The sequence below is a fragment of the Pseudomonas sp. WS 5010 genome (assembly GCF_012985565.1).
Classification (GTDB): Bacteria; Pseudomonadota; Gammaproteobacteria; order Pseudomonadales; family Pseudomonadaceae; genus Aquipseudomonas.
Genome location: NZ_JAAQWQ010000007.1, coordinates 143,739 through 163,042 on the forward strand (window position 1 = coordinate 143,739; position 19,304 = coordinate 163,042).

21 protein-coding genes are annotated in these 19,304 nt (G+C 62.1%); 9 read left to right on the top strand and 12 right to left on the bottom strand.

The features are described from left to right. The first annotated feature begins 117 nt into the window (after positions 1–117). Entirely contained in the window at positions 118–906 is a 789-nt protein-coding gene (locus tag HBO11_RS23775) for an IclR family transcriptional regulator (protein WP_169954906.1), read from the top strand. 294 nt (positions 907–1,200) lie between these two features. Here the strand turns inward: HBO11_RS23775 and HBO11_RS23780 are convergent, their stop codons facing one another. From HBO11_RS23780 to HBO11_RS23820, 9 genes are all read right to left on the bottom strand, one after another. Then, positions 1,201–3,741, bottom strand: a complete 2,541-nt coding sequence (locus HBO11_RS23780) for a LuxR C-terminal-related transcriptional regulator (RefSeq protein WP_169954905.1) — start codon at positions 3,739–3,741, stop codon at positions 1,201–1,203. A gap of 51 nt (positions 3,742–3,792) precedes the next feature. Further along, complete coding sequence (locus HBO11_RS23785) at positions 3,793–3,975, bottom strand: hypothetical protein (RefSeq protein ID WP_170059001.1); 183 nt, start codon at positions 3,973–3,975, stop codon at positions 3,793–3,795. A 36-nt stretch (positions 3,976–4,011) separates the two neighbouring features. After that, a complete protein-coding gene (locus HBO11_RS23790) occupies positions 4,012–5,379 on the bottom strand; it encodes a DUF1329 domain-containing protein (RefSeq protein ID WP_169954904.1) in 1,368 nt (455 codons plus the stop codon). Positions 5,380–5,409: 30 nt separating this feature from the next. Further along, positions 5,410–7,200: a DUF1302 domain-containing protein gene (locus HBO11_RS23795; protein ID WP_169954903.1), complete on the bottom strand. Its 1,791-nt coding sequence runs from the start codon at positions 7,198–7,200 to the stop codon at positions 5,410–5,412. A gap of 482 nt (positions 7,201–7,682) precedes the next feature. Beyond that, entirely contained in the window at positions 7,683–8,594 is a 912-nt protein-coding gene (locus HBO11_RS23800) for an SDR family oxidoreductase (RefSeq protein ID WP_169954902.1), read from the bottom strand. Between the two features lie 181 nt (positions 8,595–8,775). Further along, positions 8,776–9,720, bottom strand: coding sequence for an alpha/beta hydrolase (locus HBO11_RS23805; protein WP_169954901.1), 945 nt, complete (start codon positions 9,718–9,720; stop codon positions 8,776–8,778). Beyond that, on the bottom strand, positions 9,720–10,502 hold the full coding sequence (locus HBO11_RS23810; RefSeq protein ID WP_169954900.1) for a class II aldolase/adducin family protein: 783 nt from the start codon (positions 10,500–10,502) through the stop codon (positions 9,720–9,722). Before HBO11_RS23810 ends, HBO11_RS23805 begins: the two co-directional genes overlap by 1 nt. Before the next feature lie 151 nt (positions 10,503–10,653). Further along, complete coding sequence (locus HBO11_RS23815; protein WP_169954899.1) at positions 10,654–11,340, bottom strand: LrgB family protein; 687 nt, start codon at positions 11,338–11,340, stop codon at positions 10,654–10,656. Further along, complete coding sequence (locus HBO11_RS23820) at positions 11,330–11,722, bottom strand: CidA/LrgA family protein (protein WP_169954898.1); 393 nt, start codon at positions 11,720–11,722, stop codon at positions 11,330–11,332. The genes HBO11_RS23815 and HBO11_RS23820 overlap by 11 nt, the downstream gene beginning before the upstream one ends. Positions 11,723–11,814: 92 nt before the next feature. Between HBO11_RS23820 and HBO11_RS23825 the strand changes: the two genes are divergently transcribed. Then, complete coding sequence (locus HBO11_RS23825; protein WP_170059002.1) at positions 11,815–12,711, top strand: LysR family transcriptional regulator; 897 nt, start codon at positions 11,815–11,817, stop codon at positions 12,709–12,711. On the opposite strand, the gene HBO11_RS23830 is transcribed toward HBO11_RS23825, so the two are convergent. Beyond that, a complete protein-coding gene (locus HBO11_RS23830) occupies positions 12,692–13,147 on the bottom strand; it encodes a flavodoxin (protein WP_169954896.1) in 456 nt (151 codons plus the stop codon). The two genes, HBO11_RS23825 and HBO11_RS23830, sit on opposite strands and share 20 nt — an antisense overlap. Positions 13,148–13,250: 103 nt before the next feature. On the opposite strand from HBO11_RS23830, the gene HBO11_RS23835 reads away from it, so the two are divergent. Then, positions 13,251–13,718: a PAS domain-containing protein gene (locus tag HBO11_RS23835; protein ID WP_169954895.1), complete on the top strand. Its 468-nt coding sequence runs from the start codon at positions 13,251–13,253 to the stop codon at positions 13,716–13,718. A 58-nt stretch (positions 13,719–13,776) separates the two neighbouring features. Continuing rightward, positions 13,777–14,382, top strand: a complete 606-nt coding sequence (locus tag HBO11_RS23840; RefSeq protein WP_169954894.1) for a hypothetical protein — start codon at positions 13,777–13,779, stop codon at positions 14,380–14,382. A gap of 2 nt (positions 14,383–14,384) precedes the next feature. Here the strand turns inward: HBO11_RS23840 and HBO11_RS23845 are convergent, their stop codons facing one another. Further along, on the bottom strand, positions 14,385–15,344 hold the full coding sequence (locus HBO11_RS23845) for a MerR family transcriptional regulator (protein ID WP_169954893.1): 960 nt from the start codon (positions 15,342–15,344) through the stop codon (positions 14,385–14,387). 214 nt (positions 15,345–15,558) lie between these two features. Here HBO11_RS23845 and HBO11_RS23850 point away from each other — a divergent pair, with 214 nt between their 5' ends. The 5 genes from HBO11_RS23850 (at position 15,559) to HBO11_RS23870 (ending at position 17,967) form a co-directional block, all read left to right on the top strand. After that, positions 15,559–16,119 (top strand): antibiotic biosynthesis monooxygenase, encoded by a 561-nt coding sequence (locus tag HBO11_RS23850; RefSeq protein WP_169954892.1) that lies wholly within the window; start codon positions 15,559–15,561, stop codon positions 16,117–16,119. Positions 16,120–16,180: 61 nt separating this feature from the next. Next, positions 16,181–16,888 carry a dihydromonapterin reductase gene (gene folM / locus HBO11_RS23855; RefSeq protein ID WP_169954891.1) on the top strand — a complete coding sequence of 236 codons (708 nt, stop codon included), beginning with the start codon at positions 16,181–16,183 and terminating at the stop codon, positions 16,886–16,888. Between the two features lie 55 nt (positions 16,889–16,943). Next, complete coding sequence (gene folX / locus HBO11_RS23860; protein ID WP_057437798.1) at positions 16,944–17,315, top strand: dihydroneopterin triphosphate 2'-epimerase; 372 nt, start codon at positions 16,944–16,946, stop codon at positions 17,313–17,315. A gap of 24 nt (positions 17,316–17,339) precedes the next feature. Next, positions 17,340–17,636 (top strand): DUF1244 domain-containing protein, encoded by a 297-nt coding sequence (locus tag HBO11_RS23865; RefSeq protein ID WP_057437796.1) that lies wholly within the window; start codon positions 17,340–17,342, stop codon positions 17,634–17,636. Continuing rightward, complete coding sequence (locus tag HBO11_RS23870) at positions 17,629–17,967, top strand: HopJ type III effector protein (RefSeq protein WP_169954890.1); 339 nt, start codon at positions 17,629–17,631, stop codon at positions 17,965–17,967. The genes HBO11_RS23865 and HBO11_RS23870 overlap by 8 nt, the downstream gene beginning before the upstream one ends. Positions 17,968–18,151: 184 nt before the next feature. Here HBO11_RS23870 and trxB read toward each other — a convergent pair whose 3' ends face one another. Continuing rightward, positions 18,152–19,114: a thioredoxin-disulfide reductase gene (gene trxB, locus HBO11_RS23875; RefSeq protein ID WP_169954889.1), complete on the bottom strand. Its 963-nt coding sequence runs from the start codon at positions 19,112–19,114 to the stop codon at positions 18,152–18,154. Positions 19,115–19,304: the final 190 nt, after the last annotated feature.

Here is a 19,304-nt window from a genome sequence, read left to right on the forward strand (position 1 = left end):
ATCGTCCTCAGTAAGGAAGTTGTTTTTATCGTAATCCAGTTACGCATAACGTAATTTGCTCCGTATCGACCGTCAAGCTATAAAGACCGCCATTCGTCTTTCGGACACACGCTCTCCATGGAAAAGCCCCCCGCCCCCCGCGACACCGGTAAACAGAAAGTCCGCTCGGCCGAAGTCGGCACCGACATCCTCAAGGCCCTGGCCGAACTGTCGCCGGCCACGTCCCTGTCGCGCCTGGCCGAACATGTGCAGATGCCCGCGAGCAAGGTCCACCGCTATTTGCAGGCGTTGATTGCCTCGGGGTTTGCCGAACAGAACACGGCCACCAACCATTACGGCCTGGGCCGCGAAGCCTTGCGCGTGGGGTTGGCGGCGCTGGGTAGCATGGACGTGCTGAAAGTCGCCACCCTGCCCCTGGCGCAGCTGCGCGACGAGTTGAATGAAACCTGCTTTCTCGCGGTGTGGGGCAACCACGGCGCAACGGTGGTGCATATCGAGCCGGCGGTACGCGCGGTCACGGTGGTGACGCAACTGGGGTCGGTGCTGCCGCTGCTCAGCTCATCCACGGGCCTGGTGTTCAGCGCCTTTTTGCCAGAGCGCGAAACCGTCGACCTGCGCACGCAGGAGATCCAGGCCGGCACCGCCCATGCGCTGGCGGACGACCAGGCGTATGGGCAGGCCTGTGCGCAGATTCGCCAGCGGGGCCTGCACTTTGTGCATGGCTTGCTGATGCCCGGGGTCGATGCGCTGTCGGCGCCGGTCTTGAATGCCATGGGCCAGGTGGTGGCGGTGATGACGGTGGTGGGGCCGACGTCGTTGTTCCATGCCGATGAAGATGGACCGGCGGCCCGGCAATTGCTGGCGGCGAGCCAGGCGGTGAGTTGGCGGATGGGTTATCAACCCTGATCCACCCATACTGAATGCACACAGGCCAATGTGGGAGCTGGCTTGCCCGCGATGGCGGTGGGTCAGGTGATACATTCTGCGACTGATACACCGTCATCGCAGGCAAGCCAGCTCCCACAGTTGGTGTGTGGTGTGTGCAAAGTCCTGTGCCCAGCCGAGATCCCCTGTGGGAGCGGGCTTGCCCGCGATGGCGGTGGGTCATGTAAGGATGTGTTGACTGGCCTACCGCTATCGCAGCGATGCGGCGACCCGACAAGCCAGCTCCCACCTGTTGATCGGCGTTGCTGGGAGTAATCAGGCCATCAGGCCCAGGGTCTTGGCCTTGGCCACGGCCTGGGTGCGCCGCTCCACCCCCAACTTGCTGTGAATCCGCCGCGCGTGGGTCTTCACCGTGTGCAGCGAGATAAACAACAAGTCGGCAATTTCCAGGTTGGAGTTGCCCAGCGCGATCAGTTGCAGCACCTCCAGTTCCCGTTGGCTCAACGGGTTTTCCCCTGGCGCCGCCACTGCATCCTGAGGTTCAAGCCCCAGTTCACTGAGCAACCCCGGCTGGCGTAGACGCAGTTCGCGCACCGCCTGTTGCACCTGGCAGCGCGCCGCCAGGGCCAGCCCGGTTTGCAGCGCGCGCACCGCGTTCGCGCGCTCGCCCAGTTGCCAGGCCACCTCGCCCAACACCAGGTGCAACTCCACTTCCAGGCACTGCATGCCACGCTCGCGGGCCGTATCGAGCAAGGCCGTGAGCCGCTGGATGGGTTGCTCGGCCCGGCGCAGCTTGACCTGGGCCAGCACCAGCAAGTATTCCAGCCGGGGGATCAGCTCCAGGGTCGCCGGCGGTGCCTGTTTCGCCTGCGGGCCATGATAGTGGCGCAGCACCCGGCTGACGGCCTCCAGGGTCAGTTCGGCGCGCCCCTGCTGCAACCAAAAGTGCCCACTGAGCAACAGCAACACCGCCCGGTACACCGTGTCGGGCACCTGCCGGCGCTGCATCAGGCGCTCGGCGTCGCGCAACTGGATAAACGCCTGGGCGTAGTCGCCACGGTTGGCCGCCAGCATCGCCAACCCGAGGAAGCCGTACAGCACGCGCTTATCCTGGCTATGCAGGCACATGCCCAGGCCGGCTTCGAGGCAGTCGGTAGCCATCGCGTCATGCCCCTGGCGCAGTGCCAGGTGCCCACGGCGCAAGGCAATCCGGCCCATCAGCGGCCCGGCCTTGAGGCGCTGCTGCACCAGCATGGCCTGCACGCCTTCCAACAGGCTCTGGGCCCGGTACGGTGCGCCCCGCTGTTCCAGCAGTTGTGCATGATCAAGCTCCAGCACCGCTTCCAGCAGCAACGAACCATGGGCCCGCGCCAGGCACAGCGCCTCGCGATTGAGCGCCTGGGCCACGTCCAGTTCGCCGCGCAACAGCGCTTGCTGGGTCAGCCCGGACAGGCACATCAGGCGCGACGTCCAGGCGCTGTCCGGCAAGTCATTCAATGCCTCCAGAAAATGCCCACGCGCAGGCACCGCTTCCCCACCCAGGTGCAATAACCAACCCCACTGCGCCTGCCAGCGCGCCAGCAGGTGGCGTTGCAGCGCGGCGGTGGGTTGCGGGGTGAAGCGCGCCAGTTGATCGATGCATTGCGCGGCCTGGTCGAAACGCCCGGCAAACAGCAAGGCCGCCGTGACCAGCCCCACCAGTTGCGCCGAGCCGAGCATCAACTCGTCGCCATGTTGCTCATGCAGGCGCAACAACAGCACGGCGTTTTGCTGGCGGAACAAGTCTTCAAAGCTGAAGTGCTCCAACAGGCTGACCGCCACTTCGTACTCTTCAGCCAGCAGCGCCTGCTCAAACGCCGCCTGCCAGTCCTGGGCTGCGGTAAACCATTGGCAGGCGCGCCGGTGCCAGGAACGCCGGGCCGGCCAGGGTTCGTCGCGCAGTAACTGGGCCAGGGGCGCGAAAACCTGCAGCCACTCCGGCGAATCTTCCCAGGGCTCGATAAACGCGCCGAGGGCCTGGAGCTCGCGCAGGTAGTCGGCGCCATCGCCAAACCCGAACAGGTGTTCGCACAGCCCCGGGTTGAAACGCGGCAGGTGCGCCAACACGCGCCAGGCCTCCTCCAACTCTTCGGGCAAGGTGCTGAACAGTTCGTGTTGCAGGTAATCGAGCAAGGTCTGGGAGCGCCCATGCCAGGCACCGCTGTCGGGATGGCTGTCGCCTTCGAGCAGGGCGATACGCACGCCGGCGCACCAGCCGGCGCTGAACTGCAGGACTTTATCGGCAGCCTGCCCGCCCGCGGCGTGATGCTCGAGCAGTTGCTGGACCTCGCGCTGATCGAACGCCAACTCGGTGCCGCCGCACTCCCACAACTCATCATCGAGCAACAGCCGTGGCCAATTGCAGGCCGGCCGGCGCCGCGCGCCCAGCCACCAGACCAAGGCCGGGCTGCTGGCCGCCAGCACCCGATCGAGCAAGGCATCCAATGCGGGCGCCGCCACCCGGCAATAGTCATCGAGAAACAGCCAGGCCGGCGCTTGCCAGCGGCTCAGGTCGAGCAACAAGCTGGCTTGATCGACAAACACCAGGCCCAGGCTTTGGGCCAGGCGCTGACAGAAATCCAGCGGGTCCAGGGCCGCACCGTTGAGGGGCAGCCAATACACTTGGCAACTCGCCGGGGCCTGCAGGGCGCATTCGGCCAACAAGGCACTCTTGCCACTACCGGCCGGCGCGCACAGCAACCGGACCCGCGCCTCGGCCCCCAGCAACGGCTCGGCCAGGCGTGGGCGCAGCAAATGGTGGGAAGACAGACGTGGCATGAATCCAGGGCGATCCAGGCGACGGGTCATGGCGGTCATTACAACGTCCCTTTTTTATTGTTATGCGGCGTGCGGTCTACCGTAGTCCTGTCAATGGGCGTTGTTGAAGAAGTATTCAGCGGGCTGATTGCCGGGCATAAAAAAGCCGGGCTTCATTTGAGCCCGGCACAGGATTGGCAGGTTAAAACCCGAGCCTATGTGGGAGCTGGCTTGCCTGCGATGGCGGTGGGTCAGGTTGATGGGTTTTGCCTGGTCCACCGCCATCGCAGGCAAGCCAGCTCCCACAGTGATTGGGTTTACAACCTTAGGTCAGCGTACGCCCGAGGCGCGCAGGGCCGATGGGGTGTAGTCCGCCGCCTTGGCGTTGAAGCCGAATACAAAGCTGCTCTTCTCTTCGTTCTTCATGCCCAGGGCGATGTAGCGGCCGGCGATGATGTCGTACAGGGTCTCGACGGTGTAGGCCGGGGTCTGGTGGTTGTAGTAGAACTGCGCATGACCTTCGGCAACGCGCCACAGTTGGCCGCGGCCGTCATAGTGATCCACCAGCGCCACTTGCCAGCTGTCTTCGTCGATGTACATGTGGCGCTTGGCGTAGATGTGCCGCTCGCTTGGTTTCACCGTGCCCACCACTTCCCAGACCCGGTGCAGCTCGTAGCGGGTCAGGTCCTGGTTGATGTGGCCGGCCTTGATGATGTCGTCATATTTAAGGGACGGCGAATCGAGCTTGTAGGCGTTGTAGGGAATGTACATTTCCTTCTTGCCCACCAGTTTCCAGTCGTAGCGGTCTGGCGCACCGGAGAACATGTCGAAGTTATCCGAGGTGCGCAGGCCGTCGGACGCAGTGCCCGGCCCGTCGTAGGCCACTTGCGGTGCACGGCGCACGCGGCGTTGGCCGGCGTTGTAGATCCATGCCAGGCGCGGTTCTTTCACCTGGTCGAGGGTTTCGTGTACCAGCAGCACGTTACCCGCCAGGCGGGCGGGCGCGGTGACCGACTGCTTGAAGAAGGTCAGCACGTTGGCGCCCTTGGCCGGGTCCATGTCCGGGATCAGTTGTGGCACTGCCACTTCTTCTTCAAAGCGGATCGGCGTGTAGCTGCCGTTGGTCTGCGGTGTGGCCTGGGTGATGATGCGTCGCAGGTTGCCGCCGTGATAGCGAGTGATGTGGTTCCACAACACCTCGACGCCATTTTTCGGGATCGGGAAGGCGTAGTAGCGGTTGCCGGTGAAATTCTCCAGGCCGTTGCCGTCGTTGATCGACTTGACGTTGAGCGCGCTGCGCTTGATCGACTCGTAGATATCGTCGGGCAGGTTGACCGTGCGGTGGGTGGTGTAGACCGGGATTTTGTAGGTCTCTGGGTAGCGCTTGAACATCGCCACCTGGCCGTCCGACAGTTTGTCCTTGTACTTGTCGACCGTGGCCGCGGTGATCACGAACAGCGGTTTTTCATTGGCAAACGGGTCGGCCAAAAAGCCCTTGCTGTCCACCGCGCCGGCGTTTTTCGGGATGCCACCGGTCCAGGCCGGGATCGAGCCATCGGCGTTACCGGCTTTCTCGGCGCCCACTGGGGTCAAGGTCGTACCGAGCTTGGCTGCTTCTTGCGGTGACACGGCGGCCATCACGTTGGCGGCCACCAGGCTGAGGGCCAGTACACCGCACTGCAAAATCATCTTACGCATGGTTGTTGTCCTTGTTCTTTTTTAGCCGAATCAGAAGTTCACGCCAAAGCTGAGGGCGAGGAAGTCACGGTCGGTCAGGGTGTTGTAGTCACCGCCAAAAAAGTCGGTGTAGCTCAGGCTCGCGGTGTAGGTGTTGCGGTAGTCCGCATCGACCCCGACGCTGAGCGCCTTGGCCCCTTCGTTGAACAGGCCATTGGGGCCGTAACCCTTGACGTCATGGGACCAGGACAGGTTGGGCTTGAAGTTGATCCCGGCGATCACGTTGTTGTAGTCCAGGATCGCCCGGGCGCGATAACCCCAGGAAGTCGCCGTGACGAAGCCGTCGGTATCACCGCCAAAACCGTATTGGCCGTAGACCGAATCACGGCCGTAGCGCAGCTTGGTTTTGTTCTCCAGCCCGCCCACCCGCACGATGGCCGCCTCGCCCACTACGGTCAGGCGTTCGGCGCCCAGCACCTGGTCGAAAAACTGGGTCATGGTGGTTTGGAACTGGGTGATTTCCTTGCGCCGGTAGCCGGTGTTGTCAGCGCCGAATGAGCTCTTGATCGGCGACACGGTGTTACCGGCAATCGGGTTGACCAGGGCCAGGGTCAGGTCGGTGGTGTTGAGTTGCACCGGGGCGTTGGGGCGGTAGCTGATTTCTCCGGTCCAGGCGGTGCCGGTGGGCAGGGTCGTGGAAAAGCTGGCGCCGTACAGGCGGATGTCTTCCGGGTAATCCAGGTAGTACTGGCCGCGTCCGAGCATCACGCTCTGCGCCAGGCCGGCGCCGCTGCCGGGGGCAATGCCGTTGGCGGTATTGATGATATTGCCGATGGTCGCAAGGTTGGTGTTGGCCGTGAGGGTGCCCACGGTCGGCGTGCGGCTGTGGTAGTTCATGAAGTACAGGCCGTACTCGGTGTCATCGCCGAGCCAGCGCAAGGCCATGCCGAACTGCCCGGAATCCCGTGCATCACGGTCGGCGGCGCGGCGCACGATCACCCCTTCGTTGGTCACGCCAAAGCCTTGGCCGAACGCCGCGGCCACAGGTTGCAGCGGGCGGATCGCCGGGCTGCCGACCGTGTAGTTATTGGTGCAGCCATCGGCCGCCACGTCGCCACCAAAGAAGGTGCCGCAGTTATCCAGTACGGTCTGGTCCCATTCCAACTGGTAGAAGCCTTCCACGGTCAGTTGGTTGGTCAGGCCCTGGGAGGCGAACAGCATGTTCACCGGGATCAGGCCTTCCTTGATCTCGGCGCCAGGCCGGCGGAAGGCCGAGACGTCGACGGGGTTGATGCTGTTGATGGAGTTGCCGATGAAGGTACTTTCGCCCCAACTGACCACCTGCTTGCCGGCACGCACGGTGCCCGGCAGGTCGCCCAGGGAATAGTTGTGATAGACGAAGGCATCGAGGATCTGTGCACCGCTGGATTTGGAGCCTTCCTTGCGGTTGTGGTCGCTGATCGGCTTGAACTCACGGTCTTCGTCCTTGAGTTCGAAGTCGTACCAGTACTTGCCCCGTACAAACACCCCGGTATCGCCGTACTTGAGCTCCAGGTCGTGCAGGCCCTTGAAGATTTTCGAGTAGGTTTCGCCCTTCTTGAAGTTCAGCCGCCCGTCATCCCCGGTGGAAGCCTGGCCACTGCCGCCGTTGACCGTGCCCACCAGCTTGCGGTCGGCATCGCGCATGCCCCAGCTGGCACCCACCGACAGCGACGAATCGAACTGCCCCTCGATCTCGCCGATATTGAATGAAACAGCCTGCGCCTGAACGCAGCAACCCAAAGCAACCGCAGCGGCCAGCGCCTGTGGCCTGAAGATGGCGCGCATTGTTGTTTTTGTCATGCGTCTTCCCCGGTGGTGTGACAGAAGGCCCCACCCTACTGCCCGCCATCAGGAGCGATAAGCGCACCAAGGAGGTATTCGTTGTGTCGCTCCAAAGGATTAACGCAGGCTCTAGCGTGGGTATTGGCGGGGCTATCGACGCAGTGGATGGAGCGCCATCAAGAGAATGGATACCCCGCCCGTCAGGCGCGCCACTGTTGTTGTTTTGGTAACAGTCCTTGTCCTGAATCAGTGTTTTTCATTCTGTTACAACGGACTATTCTTACCGGGCTTTCAAGGCGAACCGCCTGCTTCACGAAAGCCAGTTTTCGACGGATTGAAGCGTATTTTCAGTCTGTTACCGGTGTTCACTGACGTTGATTTGTAGCTCCTTGATCCAACGTCTTACTTCGGCCGCTGCTTATGCAGCGGCCTTTTTTATGCCTGAAACAAAGCGGGGCGCCATAAGCGCCCCGCAGGATTGACTGTTTTTCAGGTAACGATCACAGGCTGTATTTCTGCAGGTTGTCCATCATCTCTTTCAAGGCTTCGATGTTGTCCTTGGGATGGGCCGCCCCTTCAAAGTCGCAGATCTGCTGCCAATGCGCCGCCACATCCTCTGGCGAGAAGCCCGCCTCGGGGTCAAACCCAACGCCCAGGCTGCGTTCCCAGCGGGTCTTGCCGATCCAGCCGCCGCCCACTTCAAACAGCCCAGAAGTTTCCTGGCACGCCTCGCTGCCCAGGTACACCACCAGCGGGCTGACCAGTTCAGGCTTGAGCCTTTCGAACACCTGCGGCGGGATCAGGCCTTCGGTCATGCGCGTGCCGCCGGTAGGTGCGATGGCATTGACCAGGATGTTGTGCTTGCGCCCCTCCAGCGCCAGGGTGCGGGTCAGGCCATACAGGCCGAGCTTGGCCATGCCGTAGTTGGACTGGCCGAAGTTGCCGTAGATGCCCGACGTGGAGGCGGTGAAAATCACCCGTCCGTAGCCTTGCTCGCGCAGATGCGGCCAGGCGGCGCGGGTGACTTTGTAGGCACCTTCGACATGCACGCGGTAAACCAGGTCCCAGTCGCTGTCCTCCATTTTATGGAAGGTTTTGTCACGCAGGATCCCGGCGTTGTTCACCACCACGTCGATGCGGCCAAACACCTCGAGGGCGTGTTGCACGATCTTTTCGCCGTCGGTCACCGAATCGTGGTTGGCCTCGGCAATCCCGCCGGCCTCGCGGATCTCGGCCACCACACGGTCGGCCGCCGAAGCGTTGGCGCCTTCGCCCTGAGTCGAGCCGCCAAGGTCGTTGACCAGCACCTTGGCCCCGTGCCTGGCGAACAGCAGCGCATGGGCACGCCCCAAGCCACCCCCGGCACCGGTGACGATCACGACTTTATCTTGGAACTGCACAGACTCACTCATAGGGAACTCCAGCGAAGACAGTGGACGATGGGTTGAGTGTCAGGCACGGGGCTTGTGGTCACAATAAATACGGGCGGGGGTGAATGGTGCGCAATAAGGCACGGGGATGATCGGCTCGTATAGGAACTGGCTTGTGTGGGAGCTGGCTTGCCTGCGATTGCATCACCTCGGTACAACTGATTTACCGAGGTGTACCCATCGCAGGCAAGCCAGCTCCCACACAAGCCAGTTCCCATAGCTGGTCTTTGCTGGCCTCGATACCCTCGCGAAACGCCAGGTAATGCTTGAGCACCTGCACCGGCGCTTCAATCTGCGGGTAGTGGCCGATGTTGGCCAGTAACACCGTGTCGGCATCCGGTATCAGCTCGCGGTAGCGCGCGACCATATGCGCGCCGGAGATCGGGTCGACTTCGCCATCGATCACCCGCAACGGCACTTCGCCGCGCTGCATCGCCGCCACCCAGCGCTCGCGTTGACGGCGGCGCTGGGGGATGTAGGCGATGAGTTTGTGCAGGATCCGTGGGCCATCGTTGTTTTCGATCAGGCTCCAGAAGTCATCCAGGGCACTTTCGCTGGGGCGGGTGTCGGGGCCGAAGATCTGCTTGAAGCTGTCGGCCAGGGCATTGCGCCCGAATGCGCGGCCGATCATCCAGCCCAACGGGCTGAGCAAGAGTTTTTGCACCAGCGCCGCGCGGTGGGTCTCGGGGAACAGCCCGCCATTGAGAAACACGCAACTGGCCAGCTGGAACCGCCCCTCATAGTGCCGGGCGAGCAGTTCCTGGGCCACGCTGTCGCCGTAGTCATGGGCCATGACATGCACCGGCTGTTGAATCCGCAGATGGGCCAGCAGGGCCTGTTGCAGGTCGGCCTGTTCCAGCAGGCAATAGGTGTGGTCCAGGGGCTTGGCCGAGTCGCCAAAGCCGAGCATGTCGCAGGCAATCACCAGGTTGCGCTGGGCCAGCGGCTGCCAGAGGTAATGCCAATCCCAACTGGCGCTGGGGAAACCGTGGATCAGCAGCAAGGGCTCGCCCTGCCCGGCCACCCAGTAACGGATGGTCTGCCCGCGAAAGACAAAACTCTGCCCGCGCTTGCGCCAGGCGCTCAGGGGGATCTCGGCCAGTGGCATCAGAGTCGGTATCCAGGGTCTTGTTGATCAAGCTTGCGCAGCAGCGCCGGCCAGGCCAGCGCGCCGCCCATGCCTTGGGCGCTCTTGGTCACACCGGCAATCATGGCCTTGGCCCCCGCCAGAATCTGCGGCTCGATGGCGATCAATTCGGCCCCGCCGTTTTGCGCCAGCACCTGGATATCGCAGGCGCGCTGGAAGGTGAACATCATCAGGAAGGTATCGGCAATGGTCGCGCCGCAGGTCAGCAGGCCATGGTTGTGCAGCATCAAAAAATTGCTCGGCCCCAGGTCGGCTTGCAAGCGGGCCTTTTCCTCGTGGTTCAGCGCCACACCTTCGTAGGCGTGATAGGCCAGGCTCGAGAGCACGAACAGCGACTGCTGGCTGATGGGCAGCACGCCCTGCTTCTGCGCCGATACAGCCACCCCGGCCGCCGTGTGGGTGTGCAGCACGCAGACCACGTCGTGGCGTACTTCGTGTACCGCGCTGTGGATGGTATAGCCCGCCGGGTTGATCTCGTAGGGGCTGTCCATCAGCTTGTTGCCGGCCTGGTCGACCTTGACCAGGCTGGAGGCGGTGATTTCGTGGAACATCAGCCCGAACGGGTTGATCAGGAAGTCTTCGGTGCCCGGCACCTTGGCCGAGATATGGGTGAAAATCAGATCATCCCAGCCATGCATGGCCACCAGGCGATAGCAGGCGGCCAGGTCGATCCGTGCCTGCCATTCGGCGGCGCTGACCTGGTCTTTTACACTCTGTATCGATGGAACGGGGGCTAGGTTCACGGCAAGGACCTCGACGCGGTGGTGTTCTTATTATTTTTGGGCTGAAGGGCCAGTCTAGTCAGACCACAGGCCTGCCGTAGTTGCGTTGGCAGCCAGCTTGATGACCGAGCGAGTCAACCATGAGGATAGTTCGGATTCGTACAATGTGGTGTCAGAGAAGCGACGCCAGTAAAGGTGCGGCAAACAGGTTGAGCAAGCCCGTCAGGACCATCACCAGCCCGGCCACCGAGCCTTCTTCGCCGCCCACTTCGTGGGCACGGCTGACGCCCGCTCCGTGGGCGCCCACCCCAAACAACGCGCCCCGCGCCAAGGCACTGCGCAGCGGCAGCCACTTGAGCAGGACCCCGCCGAGCATGGCGCCGAACACACCGGTGAACATCACAAACACCGCCGTGAGCTCCGGTACGCCGCCCAGATCGTGGGCCAGGGGCATGGCAAAGGGGGTGGTGATCGAGCGTGGCACCAACGACATCGTCACCGCGCTGTCCAGGGCCAGCGCCTTGGCCAAGCCAAAGGAGGTGCCAATGGACGCGGCGCTACCGGCCAGCATCCCCAGGAGCAACGCCGACCAGTGCCGCATCAACAATTGGCGCTGCTGCCAGATCGGGATGGCGAATGCCACCGTGACCGGGCCCAGTACCAGCATCAGCCAATGGGTGTCGGTGGCGTACTCGGCATAGGCGGTGTTCAGCGGTACGGCCACCGCCAGTAGCAGCGCGGGCACCAAAATCAGCGGTGACAGCAGGTAGCGCCCGGTGCGCCGGTAGATCCAGCGGCTGAAACCATAGGCCAGCAGGGTCAGGGCCAGCCAGAACAGCGGCATCAGTTCAAGCTTCATGGCGCAGCTTCCAGCGGCAGACCAGTTCGACGGTAAACGCCGTGACCAGCATCACCATCAGGGTACTGAGGGCGATCACCAGCATGATCCGCCAGCCGTCATGGCGCAGCAGGCCACCGTAATCGAGCAGGCTCATCAGCGCCGGGATAAAAAACAACAGCATTTCTGCCATCAGCATGCCAGCGCCCAATTGCAGGGCCGCCGGCTTGATCAGGCCGCTGGCGAACACCAGCAACAGCAGGCCCAGGCCAATCACTCCGCCGGGGATCGGCCAGGCCAGCCATACGGCCAGTTGGCAGCCCAGCAGGTAGATCGCCAGCAATACCAGCAGCTCAACCAGCAGCCGGCCCAGGTGTTTGAAGGTGAAACGTTTAGTCGACATGGGTTCCTCGCAGGCCCTCATTTTAAAGAGCCCTCTGGCATCCCCAAAGCGAATTGTTAGACTGCAATCCATTCCAAACTGGAATTGGTGCAATGGAATTCAAACAGCTGCGCAGTTTTATCGAAGTGGTGCACCGTGGCGGTTTTACCCAGGCCGGGAAAACCCTGCATATCAGCCAGTCCGCCGTGAGCAAGCAAGTGGCGCAACTGGAACAGAGCCTCGGTACCCCCCTGCTCGACCGCATCGGTTCGCACGTGCGCCTGACCGCCGCCGGGCAGGTGGTGCTGCAACGGGCCGAAGCCATGTTGCGCTTGCAGACCGAGCTGGTGAGTGAGCTGGACGACCTGAATCAAATGACCCGTGGCGAGTTGCGCATGGGCCTGCCGCAACTGGGGGGCGATACACTGTTTGCCGGGCTGTTTGCCGAATATCGCCGGCGCTACCCCAATGTCAGCATCCAATTACTTGAAGGCGGCAGCCGCAATATTGAGCAGGCCATTCTCGCGGGTGAGCTGGACGTCGGCGGCAGCCTGTTGCCCACCGATCCGGCGTTTGCCTGGCAAGCCTTCTGCGATGAGCCGCTGGATGCGCTGCTGCCCGTGGACCACCCGTTGGCACAGCGGGCCCAGATTGGCCTGGAGGAATTGGCCGACACGCCGTTCTTGATGTACCAGCGCAGCTTTGTGCTCAATGACCGGCTGCTCCAGGCCTGCCAGCAACTGGGCTTCACGCCGCGGGAAAGTGGGCGCAGCGGCCAGGCGGATTTTCTCGTCGCACTGGTGGCCGCAGGCCAGGGCGTAGTGCTGCTGCCCAGTGTGGTCGCGCGCGGCCTGGAGCGCCCCGGTGTGGTGCGCCTGACACTCAGGGCGCCCAATTTCCTACGCTGGGACATCGCCTTTATCTGGCGCAAAGGCGCCTATCTGTCGAAAGCCGCCCAGGCCTGGCTCGCGCTTTTGCGCGAGTACCCGATCAGCCGCGCAGTGCCGTGACCAGCTCCGCCAGCCAGGGCTCGGCATCCGCTTCCGGGGTGACGCTTTCGCTGGCATCCAGGCGCAGCATCGGCAGCACTTCACGCACGCCCAACTCGCCAAACAGCTCGCGCATCTGCTCGCCGCCGCCACAGAAGGTGTCGCCGTAGCTGGCGTCGCCCAGGCCGATCACCGCACCTGGCAAACCGCGCCAGGCGGCGGGCAGTTGGTCGCGGATCGTCGAATACAGCGGCATCAGGTTGTCCGGCAGTTCGCCCATGCCGGTGGTGGAAGTGACGGCCAGAAAGGCGTCCGGGGCGAAGGCCTGCACGTCGGCCAGGGTCGCCCGCGGGTTATGCCAGGCCTGGAAACCGGCTGCGTTGAGGATACCCATGGCGTGGCGGGCAACTTCTTCTGCCGTGCCATAGACCGAGCCGGAAAGGATGGCGACTTTCATCAATCTGATCCTGTAGTTGAGTGAAAACCTGGGATATTAACAGCTGGCAGCCGGCTCGGTTGCCCTACACTAACAAATCCACAAACACGCTATGGATCGTTCAATGATCAACGCCAAGCTGATGCAGATGGTGGTCAATGCTTCCAACGACGGGATTGTCGTGGCGGAACGGGAAGGCAAGGACAAGCCGCTGATTTACGTGAACCCGGCCTTCGAACGCATGACCGGCTATAACCTGGACGACATCCTTTATCAGGATTGCCGCTTCCTGCAGTCAGGCGACCGTGACCAGCCAGCGCTGATGGCCATTCGCGAAGCCCTGGACAGTGGCGGAGCCTGCCGGGAAATCCTGCGCAATTACCGCAAGGACGGCACGCACTTTTGGAATGAGCTGTCATTATCGACGGTTTATAACCAGGCGGATGGGCAGACTTACTTCGTCGGCGTGCAGAAAGACGTCACGGTTCAGGTCAAGGCCCAGCAGCGTGTTGCCCAGCTGGAAGCCCAGGTGGCGCAGCTTACAGCCGAGTTGGCCGCGCTCCGGGCGACGAGCGGATCTAACAAACTTTAGAAAATACGGTCTTTAGGGTGATAATCCGTTTAATCACGCATTTCCTTGAGCCACATCAATGCAACGCGACGCGCTTTTGACGCAGGACGAACTGGACTTCATCCAGAACATGCACCACAACCCACAACTGAATGTGCGGGATGTGTCGTCGAGCCTGACGGTCAACGGCGGCGCGCAGATCCGCGACCTGCTCACGCGCCTGGCGGCCCATGAGCAGGTGACGATCCAGGCGCAGTTCGATAACCAGCAAATGACCTTTCCTCTGCAACTGGTGGAAGACGAGTTCCATGCGCTGCACTTGCGCCTTGGGGTGCCGAGCATTTTCGAAGACGGGCCGATGATCCGGCCGTGGCGCCTGGTGCTCGAAGAGCCGGTGGCCCTGGAAAATGTCAGGGGCCAGCCTGGTTCACTGTGGGTGCATGAAGTGTCGTTCAAGGGCCTGCTGGTGCAGTCCCGGGGCCGTAGCAAACCACCCAGGACGTTCTCGATGTGGTTCAGCCCCTCTGGCTACGAGCGAATTGCGGTGCGTGGCACCCTGGAACGCGAGACCGCGCGCGGGCTGTTTGCCTACCGCTTGAACCAGGGCGATGTGGATGAAACCGAGCGCCTGCGCCAGTTCATCCTGCAACAGCATCGCCTGGCCCACCCTGAAGTGCATGCCTGATCTCAGGTATCCAGGGTTCCACTGAGAAACTGCCGCAAGCGCCGCTGCATCAACCTTCCTTCACTGCCCAGGCAACCGATAACGCTACCTGCCAGTTGCTGCTGGGCCATGTCCGAGGCATCACCGGCCAGCAGCAGCGGACAGTCCAGGGTCAAGGCCAGGCGCCCCAGGCGCTTGGGTAGTTCGTGGGTTGGCGCGCGATTGGAGAACAGCACCAGGGCCTGCGGGCGGATCTTCTCGCAGATCAGCGTCAACTCATCCAGGGGCTGGCCGACGCTCAGCACATGCACCACCCGTTCATCACCACCGAGCATGAGCCCGGCCACCAGCAGTTCCAGTTCGCGGCACTCACCGGCAATCGCCGCCAGCAATACCTGCGGCGTGCGGCCAGCGCGGGCCAGTTGCAGGCGCTGGGAGATCCGCGCACGCAGGAAGCTGTCGAAAAACAGCCATTCGCTGGCTTGGCCGAAACGTCCCTGATGGCGCAACAACTGGTGCCAAAGGGGCATCAGGATGTCCTGGAACACCACCGCAGCGGGGTACGCGGCAAAGACCTGGCCGTACAGGCGCTCCAGTTGCAGCTCATCAAACGCACCGATGGCAGTTTGCATCTGCTGCTGCCACTGGGCCCATTCATGATGGTCGCTGCCTTCCTGCAGGTGGTGCAGTGATGACGATTGCCCATCGTCCCGAGCGAGGATCTTGCCGACTTTGCTGACCGCCACACCACGCTCGATCCAATCCAGAATGCGATGAACGGTCTCGATGTCCTTCTGCGTGTACAGGCGATGCCCACTTTCGGTGCGCACCGGCTGGATCAACCCATAACGGCGCTCCCACGCGCGCAGGGTGACCGGATTGATACCTGTCAATCTTGAGACTTCACGAATCGGGAACAACTCATCGCCAGTGCGTAGGGCACCTTGCTCAAGACCGGGGGATGGAGCTGTGATTACAGACATCAAAGGACCGAAGATTGGCACGTAGTTGGATCCCATTTAACGCTTTTATACCTGTCTTTTTCAAGGGATCTGCCCAGCCGTCCAATGCCGCTGGCGTATTTCGTCAAATCAGGAATAATCCTTGCCTGTTTTTTTGCGTCGCCACCCTACCCTGCGGCTTCGCCTGGGACGCCACCTACCCGGTGCAACGCGCCCACACATTCGGAGATACACAATGTCTACCCAACCCGTCACCTTGATGGTTGCACGCCGTGCTGCCCAAGGCCGTTATCAAGACATGATGAGCTGGCTGCGCGAAGGCGAGCAATTGGCCACGGACTTCCCCGGCTACCTGGGTTCAGGCGTACTTGCCCCGCCTGCCGATGGCGGCGAATTCCAGATCATCTTCCGCTTCGCCGACGAGCAGACCCTGCATGCCTGGGAGTTCTCGGCCTCGCGCAGCGCCTGGCTGGGCCGTGGCAGCGAATTGTTCGCCAACCCCATGGAGCATCGGGTCAGCGGCATGGAGGGCTGGTTTGGTGCCGTGGGCCAGCGTCCGCCGCGCTGGAAACAGGCCGTGGCGATCTGGCTGGCGTTTTTCCCGGTTTCACTGCTGTTCAACTTTGGCCTTGAGCCGTTGCTCGCCGAGTTGGGCATGTTCAGCCGCGTGCTGGTCAGCACCCTGGCCCTGACGCCGTTGATGGTCTATCTGTTCATTCCGCTGTCGACCCATTTGCTGGCAGGCTGGCTCAATCCTGCCCCGCCGCGGGTAAAACCTGCCGAAGCGGCCGTTTGAGCCGATCCGCAACAGGCCGGTCGCTGGTATAGTTTTAGCTTGCCCGCGACCCGAGCCACCCATGACCTCTCCCGCACCGATCCTGATTACCGGCGCCGGCCAACGTGTCGGCCTGCATTGCGCCCAGCGCCTGCTGGATGCACAGCAACCGGTGATCTTCAGCTATCGCAGTGAACGTCCAGGCGTGCAGGCCCTGCGCGAGCGCGGGGCGATTGGCGTGTTTGCCGACTTCTCGTCCGAGGCCGGTATCCTGGCGTTCATTAGCGAACTCAAGACCCATACCGACAGCCTGCGGGCGATCATCCACAATGCTTCGACCTGGGCCCCAGAAACACCCGGTGACGAGGCCAACGCCTTTATCGATATGTTCAGCGTGCACATGCTTGCGCCGTACCTGATCAACCTGCATTGTGCTGAGTTGTTGCGGCGCTCGACGCCGGCCGACATTGTGCACATCAGCGACGACGTGACCCGCAAGGGCAGCCGCCAGCATATTGCCTACTGTGCCACCAAGGCCGGGCTCGACAGCCTGACCCTGTCCTTCGCCGCCCAATACGCGCCCCGGATCAAGGTCAATGGCATCGCGCCAGCGATGGTGATGTTCAACGACGGCGACGACGCAGCTTATCGTGCCAAGGTCCTGGCCAAGTCGGCACTGGGTATCGAACCCGGGCCCGAGGTGATTTACCAGAGCGTGCGTTACCTGCTGGACAACCCTTATGTGACCGGCACCACCCTGACCGTCAATGGCGGGCGGCATGTCAAGTAAACCCGAACACCAGCGGCCTGGGGTTCCTGCAACTGATTGGACGGAGCAAGTAGCAATGCCACAACTTCAACCAGGTATGGCGCGCATCCGGGTCAAGGACCTGTGTCTGCGTACATTTATTGGCATCAACGAGGAAGAGATCCTCAACAAGCAGGATGTGTTGATCAACCTGACCATCCTGTATGCCGCACAAGACGCCGTGCGCGACAACGATATCGACCACGCCTTGAACTACCGCACCATCACCAAGGCCATCATCGCCCACGTCGAAGGCAACCGCTTCGCCCTGCTCGAACGCCTGACCCAGGAGCTGCTGGACCTGGTGATGAGCAACGAGTCGGTGCTGTACGCCGAAGTCGAAGTCGACAAGCCCCATGCGCTGCGCTTTGCCGAGTCGGTGTCGATCACCCTGGCAGCCAGCCGTTAACCCCCCTGAATCTGTGTGAATCCCATGACCGACCAACAACGCCTGGAACTCGAAGCCGCCGCCTTCCGCCGGCTGGTAGCGCACCTGGACAGCCGCAAGGATGTGCAGAACATCGACCTGATGAACCTCGCCGGTTTCTGCCGCAACTGCCTGTCCAAGTGGTACAAGGCCGAGGCCGACGAACGCCAGATCGAGGTCAGCCTCGATGACGCCCGCGAAGTGGTATACGGCATGCCGTACGCCGAGTGGAAAGCCCAATACCAGCAAGAAGCCAGCGCCGAACAACAAGCGGCGTTTGCCAAAGGAAAACCCCATGACTGACCTGAACACCCTGCGCACCAGCCTCGACAGCGGCGAACACCTCTTTGCCGACACCCTGGCCTTTATCGCCGCCGGCTACGACTACCTGCCACAAGCCTTCACCAATGGCAGCGTAGAAAACGCCGCCGGGCAGAACGAAGGCTCGTGCAAGACCCTGGGCCTGGCGCTGCTGGAAGGGTTGAGCGACCAGCAGGCCTTGCTGGCGTTTGGCGAGCATTATCGTTCGGTGCTGGCGACGCCTGAGGGCACGGATCACGCCAATATCCGCGCGCTGATCGAGCATGGGTTGGCGGGAGTGAAGTTTGTCCAGCCGCCTTTGACCCGCCGCTGATCCAGCTTGCAAACCCGGTCAATGTGGGAGCCGGGCTTGCCCGCGATGGCGGTGGTGGCTGTCACACCGCCATCGCAGGCAAGCCAGCGCCCACATTGATTGGATTGCCAAATTGAGATTGCGCTGTTCGTCCAGTTACACACAAAAAAACCGGCCTTTTGGCCGGTTTTTTTATGGCAACGGTTTAGAAAGAAGCGTCTTTCAAGCCGTCGAGGTAACGCTCGGCATCCAGGGCCGCCATGCAACCGGCGCCGGCCGAGGTGATGGCCTGGCGGTAGACATGGTCAGCCACGTCGCCAGCGGCAAAGATCCCTTCGATGTTGGTTGCAGTGGCATTGCCTTCACGGCCGCCCTGCACTACCAGGTAACCATCTTTGGCGGTCAGCTTGCCTTCGAACAGGGAGGTGTTCGGGGTGTGGCCGATGGCGATGAACACGCCGTCGACTTTCAGCTCGTCGAAGCTGCCATCGTTGTTTTTCAGGCGCGCACCGGTCACGCCCATGTTGTCGCCCAGGACTTCATCCAGGGTAGCGTTGAGCTTGAGGATGATCTTGCCTTCGGCAACCCGCGCGTGCAGCTTGTCGATCAGGATCTTCTCGGCGCGGAAAGTTTCGCGGCGGTGAACCAGGGTCACGGTGCTGGCGATGTTGGCCAGGTACAGCGCCTCTTCCACTGCGGTGTTACCACCACCGACCACAGCCACCGGCTTGTTGCGGTAGAAGAAACCGTCGCAGGTCGCGCAGGCGGAAACGCCCTTGCCCATGAACGCTTCTTCCGATGGCAGGCCCAGGTAGCGAGCGCTGGCGCCAGTGGCGATGATCAGCGCGTCACAGGTGTAGACGCCGCTGTCGCCGGTCAGGCTGTAGGGCTTTTTCGAGAAATCCACGGCATTGATATGGTCGAAGACGATTTCGGTCTCGAAACGCTCGGCGTGTTCTTTCATGCGCTCCATCAACACCGGGCCGGTCAGGCCGTGGACGTCACCCGGCCAGTTGTCGACTTCAGTGGTGGTGGTCAACTGACCACCCGCCTGCATGCCGGTGATCAGCAACGGCTTGAGGTTGGCCCGGGCCGCGTAGACCGCAGCGCTGTAACCGGCAGGGCCGGAACCGAGAATAATCACTCGCGAATGACGGGTATCAGACATGACTCACTCCTATCGACCGCCCGGACTACAGGGCGGCTGGAATAAAAAAGGACCGCGAAGCACTTGGGGAAGGCTTGAACTCGCAGGCCCTGAAAATAATGGGTGCAGCGTATAGAGGGGGGCAAGATTAAGGAAATACGGATTAACAATCCAGCTCATAGGCGGTCTCTATTCCGTGGCACCTATTAAT

Coding starts and splice junctions, on each gene's coding strand:
- HBO11_RS23775 (WP_169954906.1), top strand. CDS start 118: ATGGAAAAGCCCCCCGCCCCCCGCGACACCGGTAAACAGAAAGTCCGC.
- HBO11_RS23780 (WP_169954905.1), bottom strand. CDS start 3,741: ATGACCGCCATGACCCGTCGCCTGGATCGCCCTGGATTCATGCCACGT.
- HBO11_RS23790 (WP_169954904.1), bottom strand. CDS start 5,379: ATGCGTAAGATGATTTTGCAGTGCGGTGTACTGGCCCTCAGCCTGGTG.
- HBO11_RS23795 (WP_169954903.1), bottom strand. CDS start 7,200: ATGACAAAAACAACAATGCGCGCCATCTTCAGGCCACAGGCGCTGGCC.
- HBO11_RS23800 (WP_169954902.1), bottom strand. CDS start 8,594: ATGAGTGAGTCTGTGCAGTTCCAAGATAAAGTCGTGATCGTCACCGGT.
- HBO11_RS23805 (WP_169954901.1), bottom strand. CDS start 9,720: ATGCCACTGGCCGAGATCCCCCTGAGCGCCTGGCGCAAGCGCGGGCAG.
- HBO11_RS23815 (WP_169954899.1), bottom strand. CDS start 11,340: ATGAAGCTTGAACTGATGCCGCTGTTCTGGCTGGCCCTGACCCTGCTG.
- HBO11_RS23820 (WP_169954898.1), bottom strand. CDS start 11,722: ATGTCGACTAAACGTTTCACCTTCAAACACCTGGGCCGGCTGCTGGTT.
- HBO11_RS23825 (WP_170059002.1), top strand. CDS start 11,815: ATGGAATTCAAACAGCTGCGCAGTTTTATCGAAGTGGTGCACCGTGGC.
- HBO11_RS23830 (WP_169954896.1), bottom strand. CDS start 13,147: ATGAAAGTCGCCATCCTTTCCGGCTCGGTCTATGGCACGGCAGAAGAA.
- HBO11_RS23835 (WP_169954895.1), top strand. CDS start 13,251: ATGATCAACGCCAAGCTGATGCAGATGGTGGTCAATGCTTCCAACGAC.
- HBO11_RS23840 (WP_169954894.1), top strand. CDS start 13,777: ATGCAACGCGACGCGCTTTTGACGCAGGACGAACTGGACTTCATCCAG.
- HBO11_RS23845 (WP_169954893.1), bottom strand. CDS start 15,344: ATGTCTGTAATCACAGCTCCATCCCCCGGTCTTGAGCAAGGTGCCCTA.
- HBO11_RS23850 (WP_169954892.1), top strand. CDS start 15,559: ATGTCTACCCAACCCGTCACCTTGATGGTTGCACGCCGTGCTGCCCAA.
- folM (WP_169954891.1), top strand. CDS start 16,181: ATGACCTCTCCCGCACCGATCCTGATTACCGGCGCCGGCCAACGTGTC.
- folX (WP_057437798.1), top strand. CDS start 16,944: ATGCCACAACTTCAACCAGGTATGGCGCGCATCCGGGTCAAGGACCTG.
- HBO11_RS23865 (WP_057437796.1), top strand. CDS start 17,340: ATGACCGACCAACAACGCCTGGAACTCGAAGCCGCCGCCTTCCGCCGG.
- HBO11_RS23870 (WP_169954890.1), top strand. CDS start 17,629: ATGACTGACCTGAACACCCTGCGCACCAGCCTCGACAGCGGCGAACAC.
- trxB (WP_169954889.1), bottom strand. CDS start 19,114: ATGTCTGATACCCGTCATTCGCGAGTGATTATTCTCGGTTCCGGCCCT.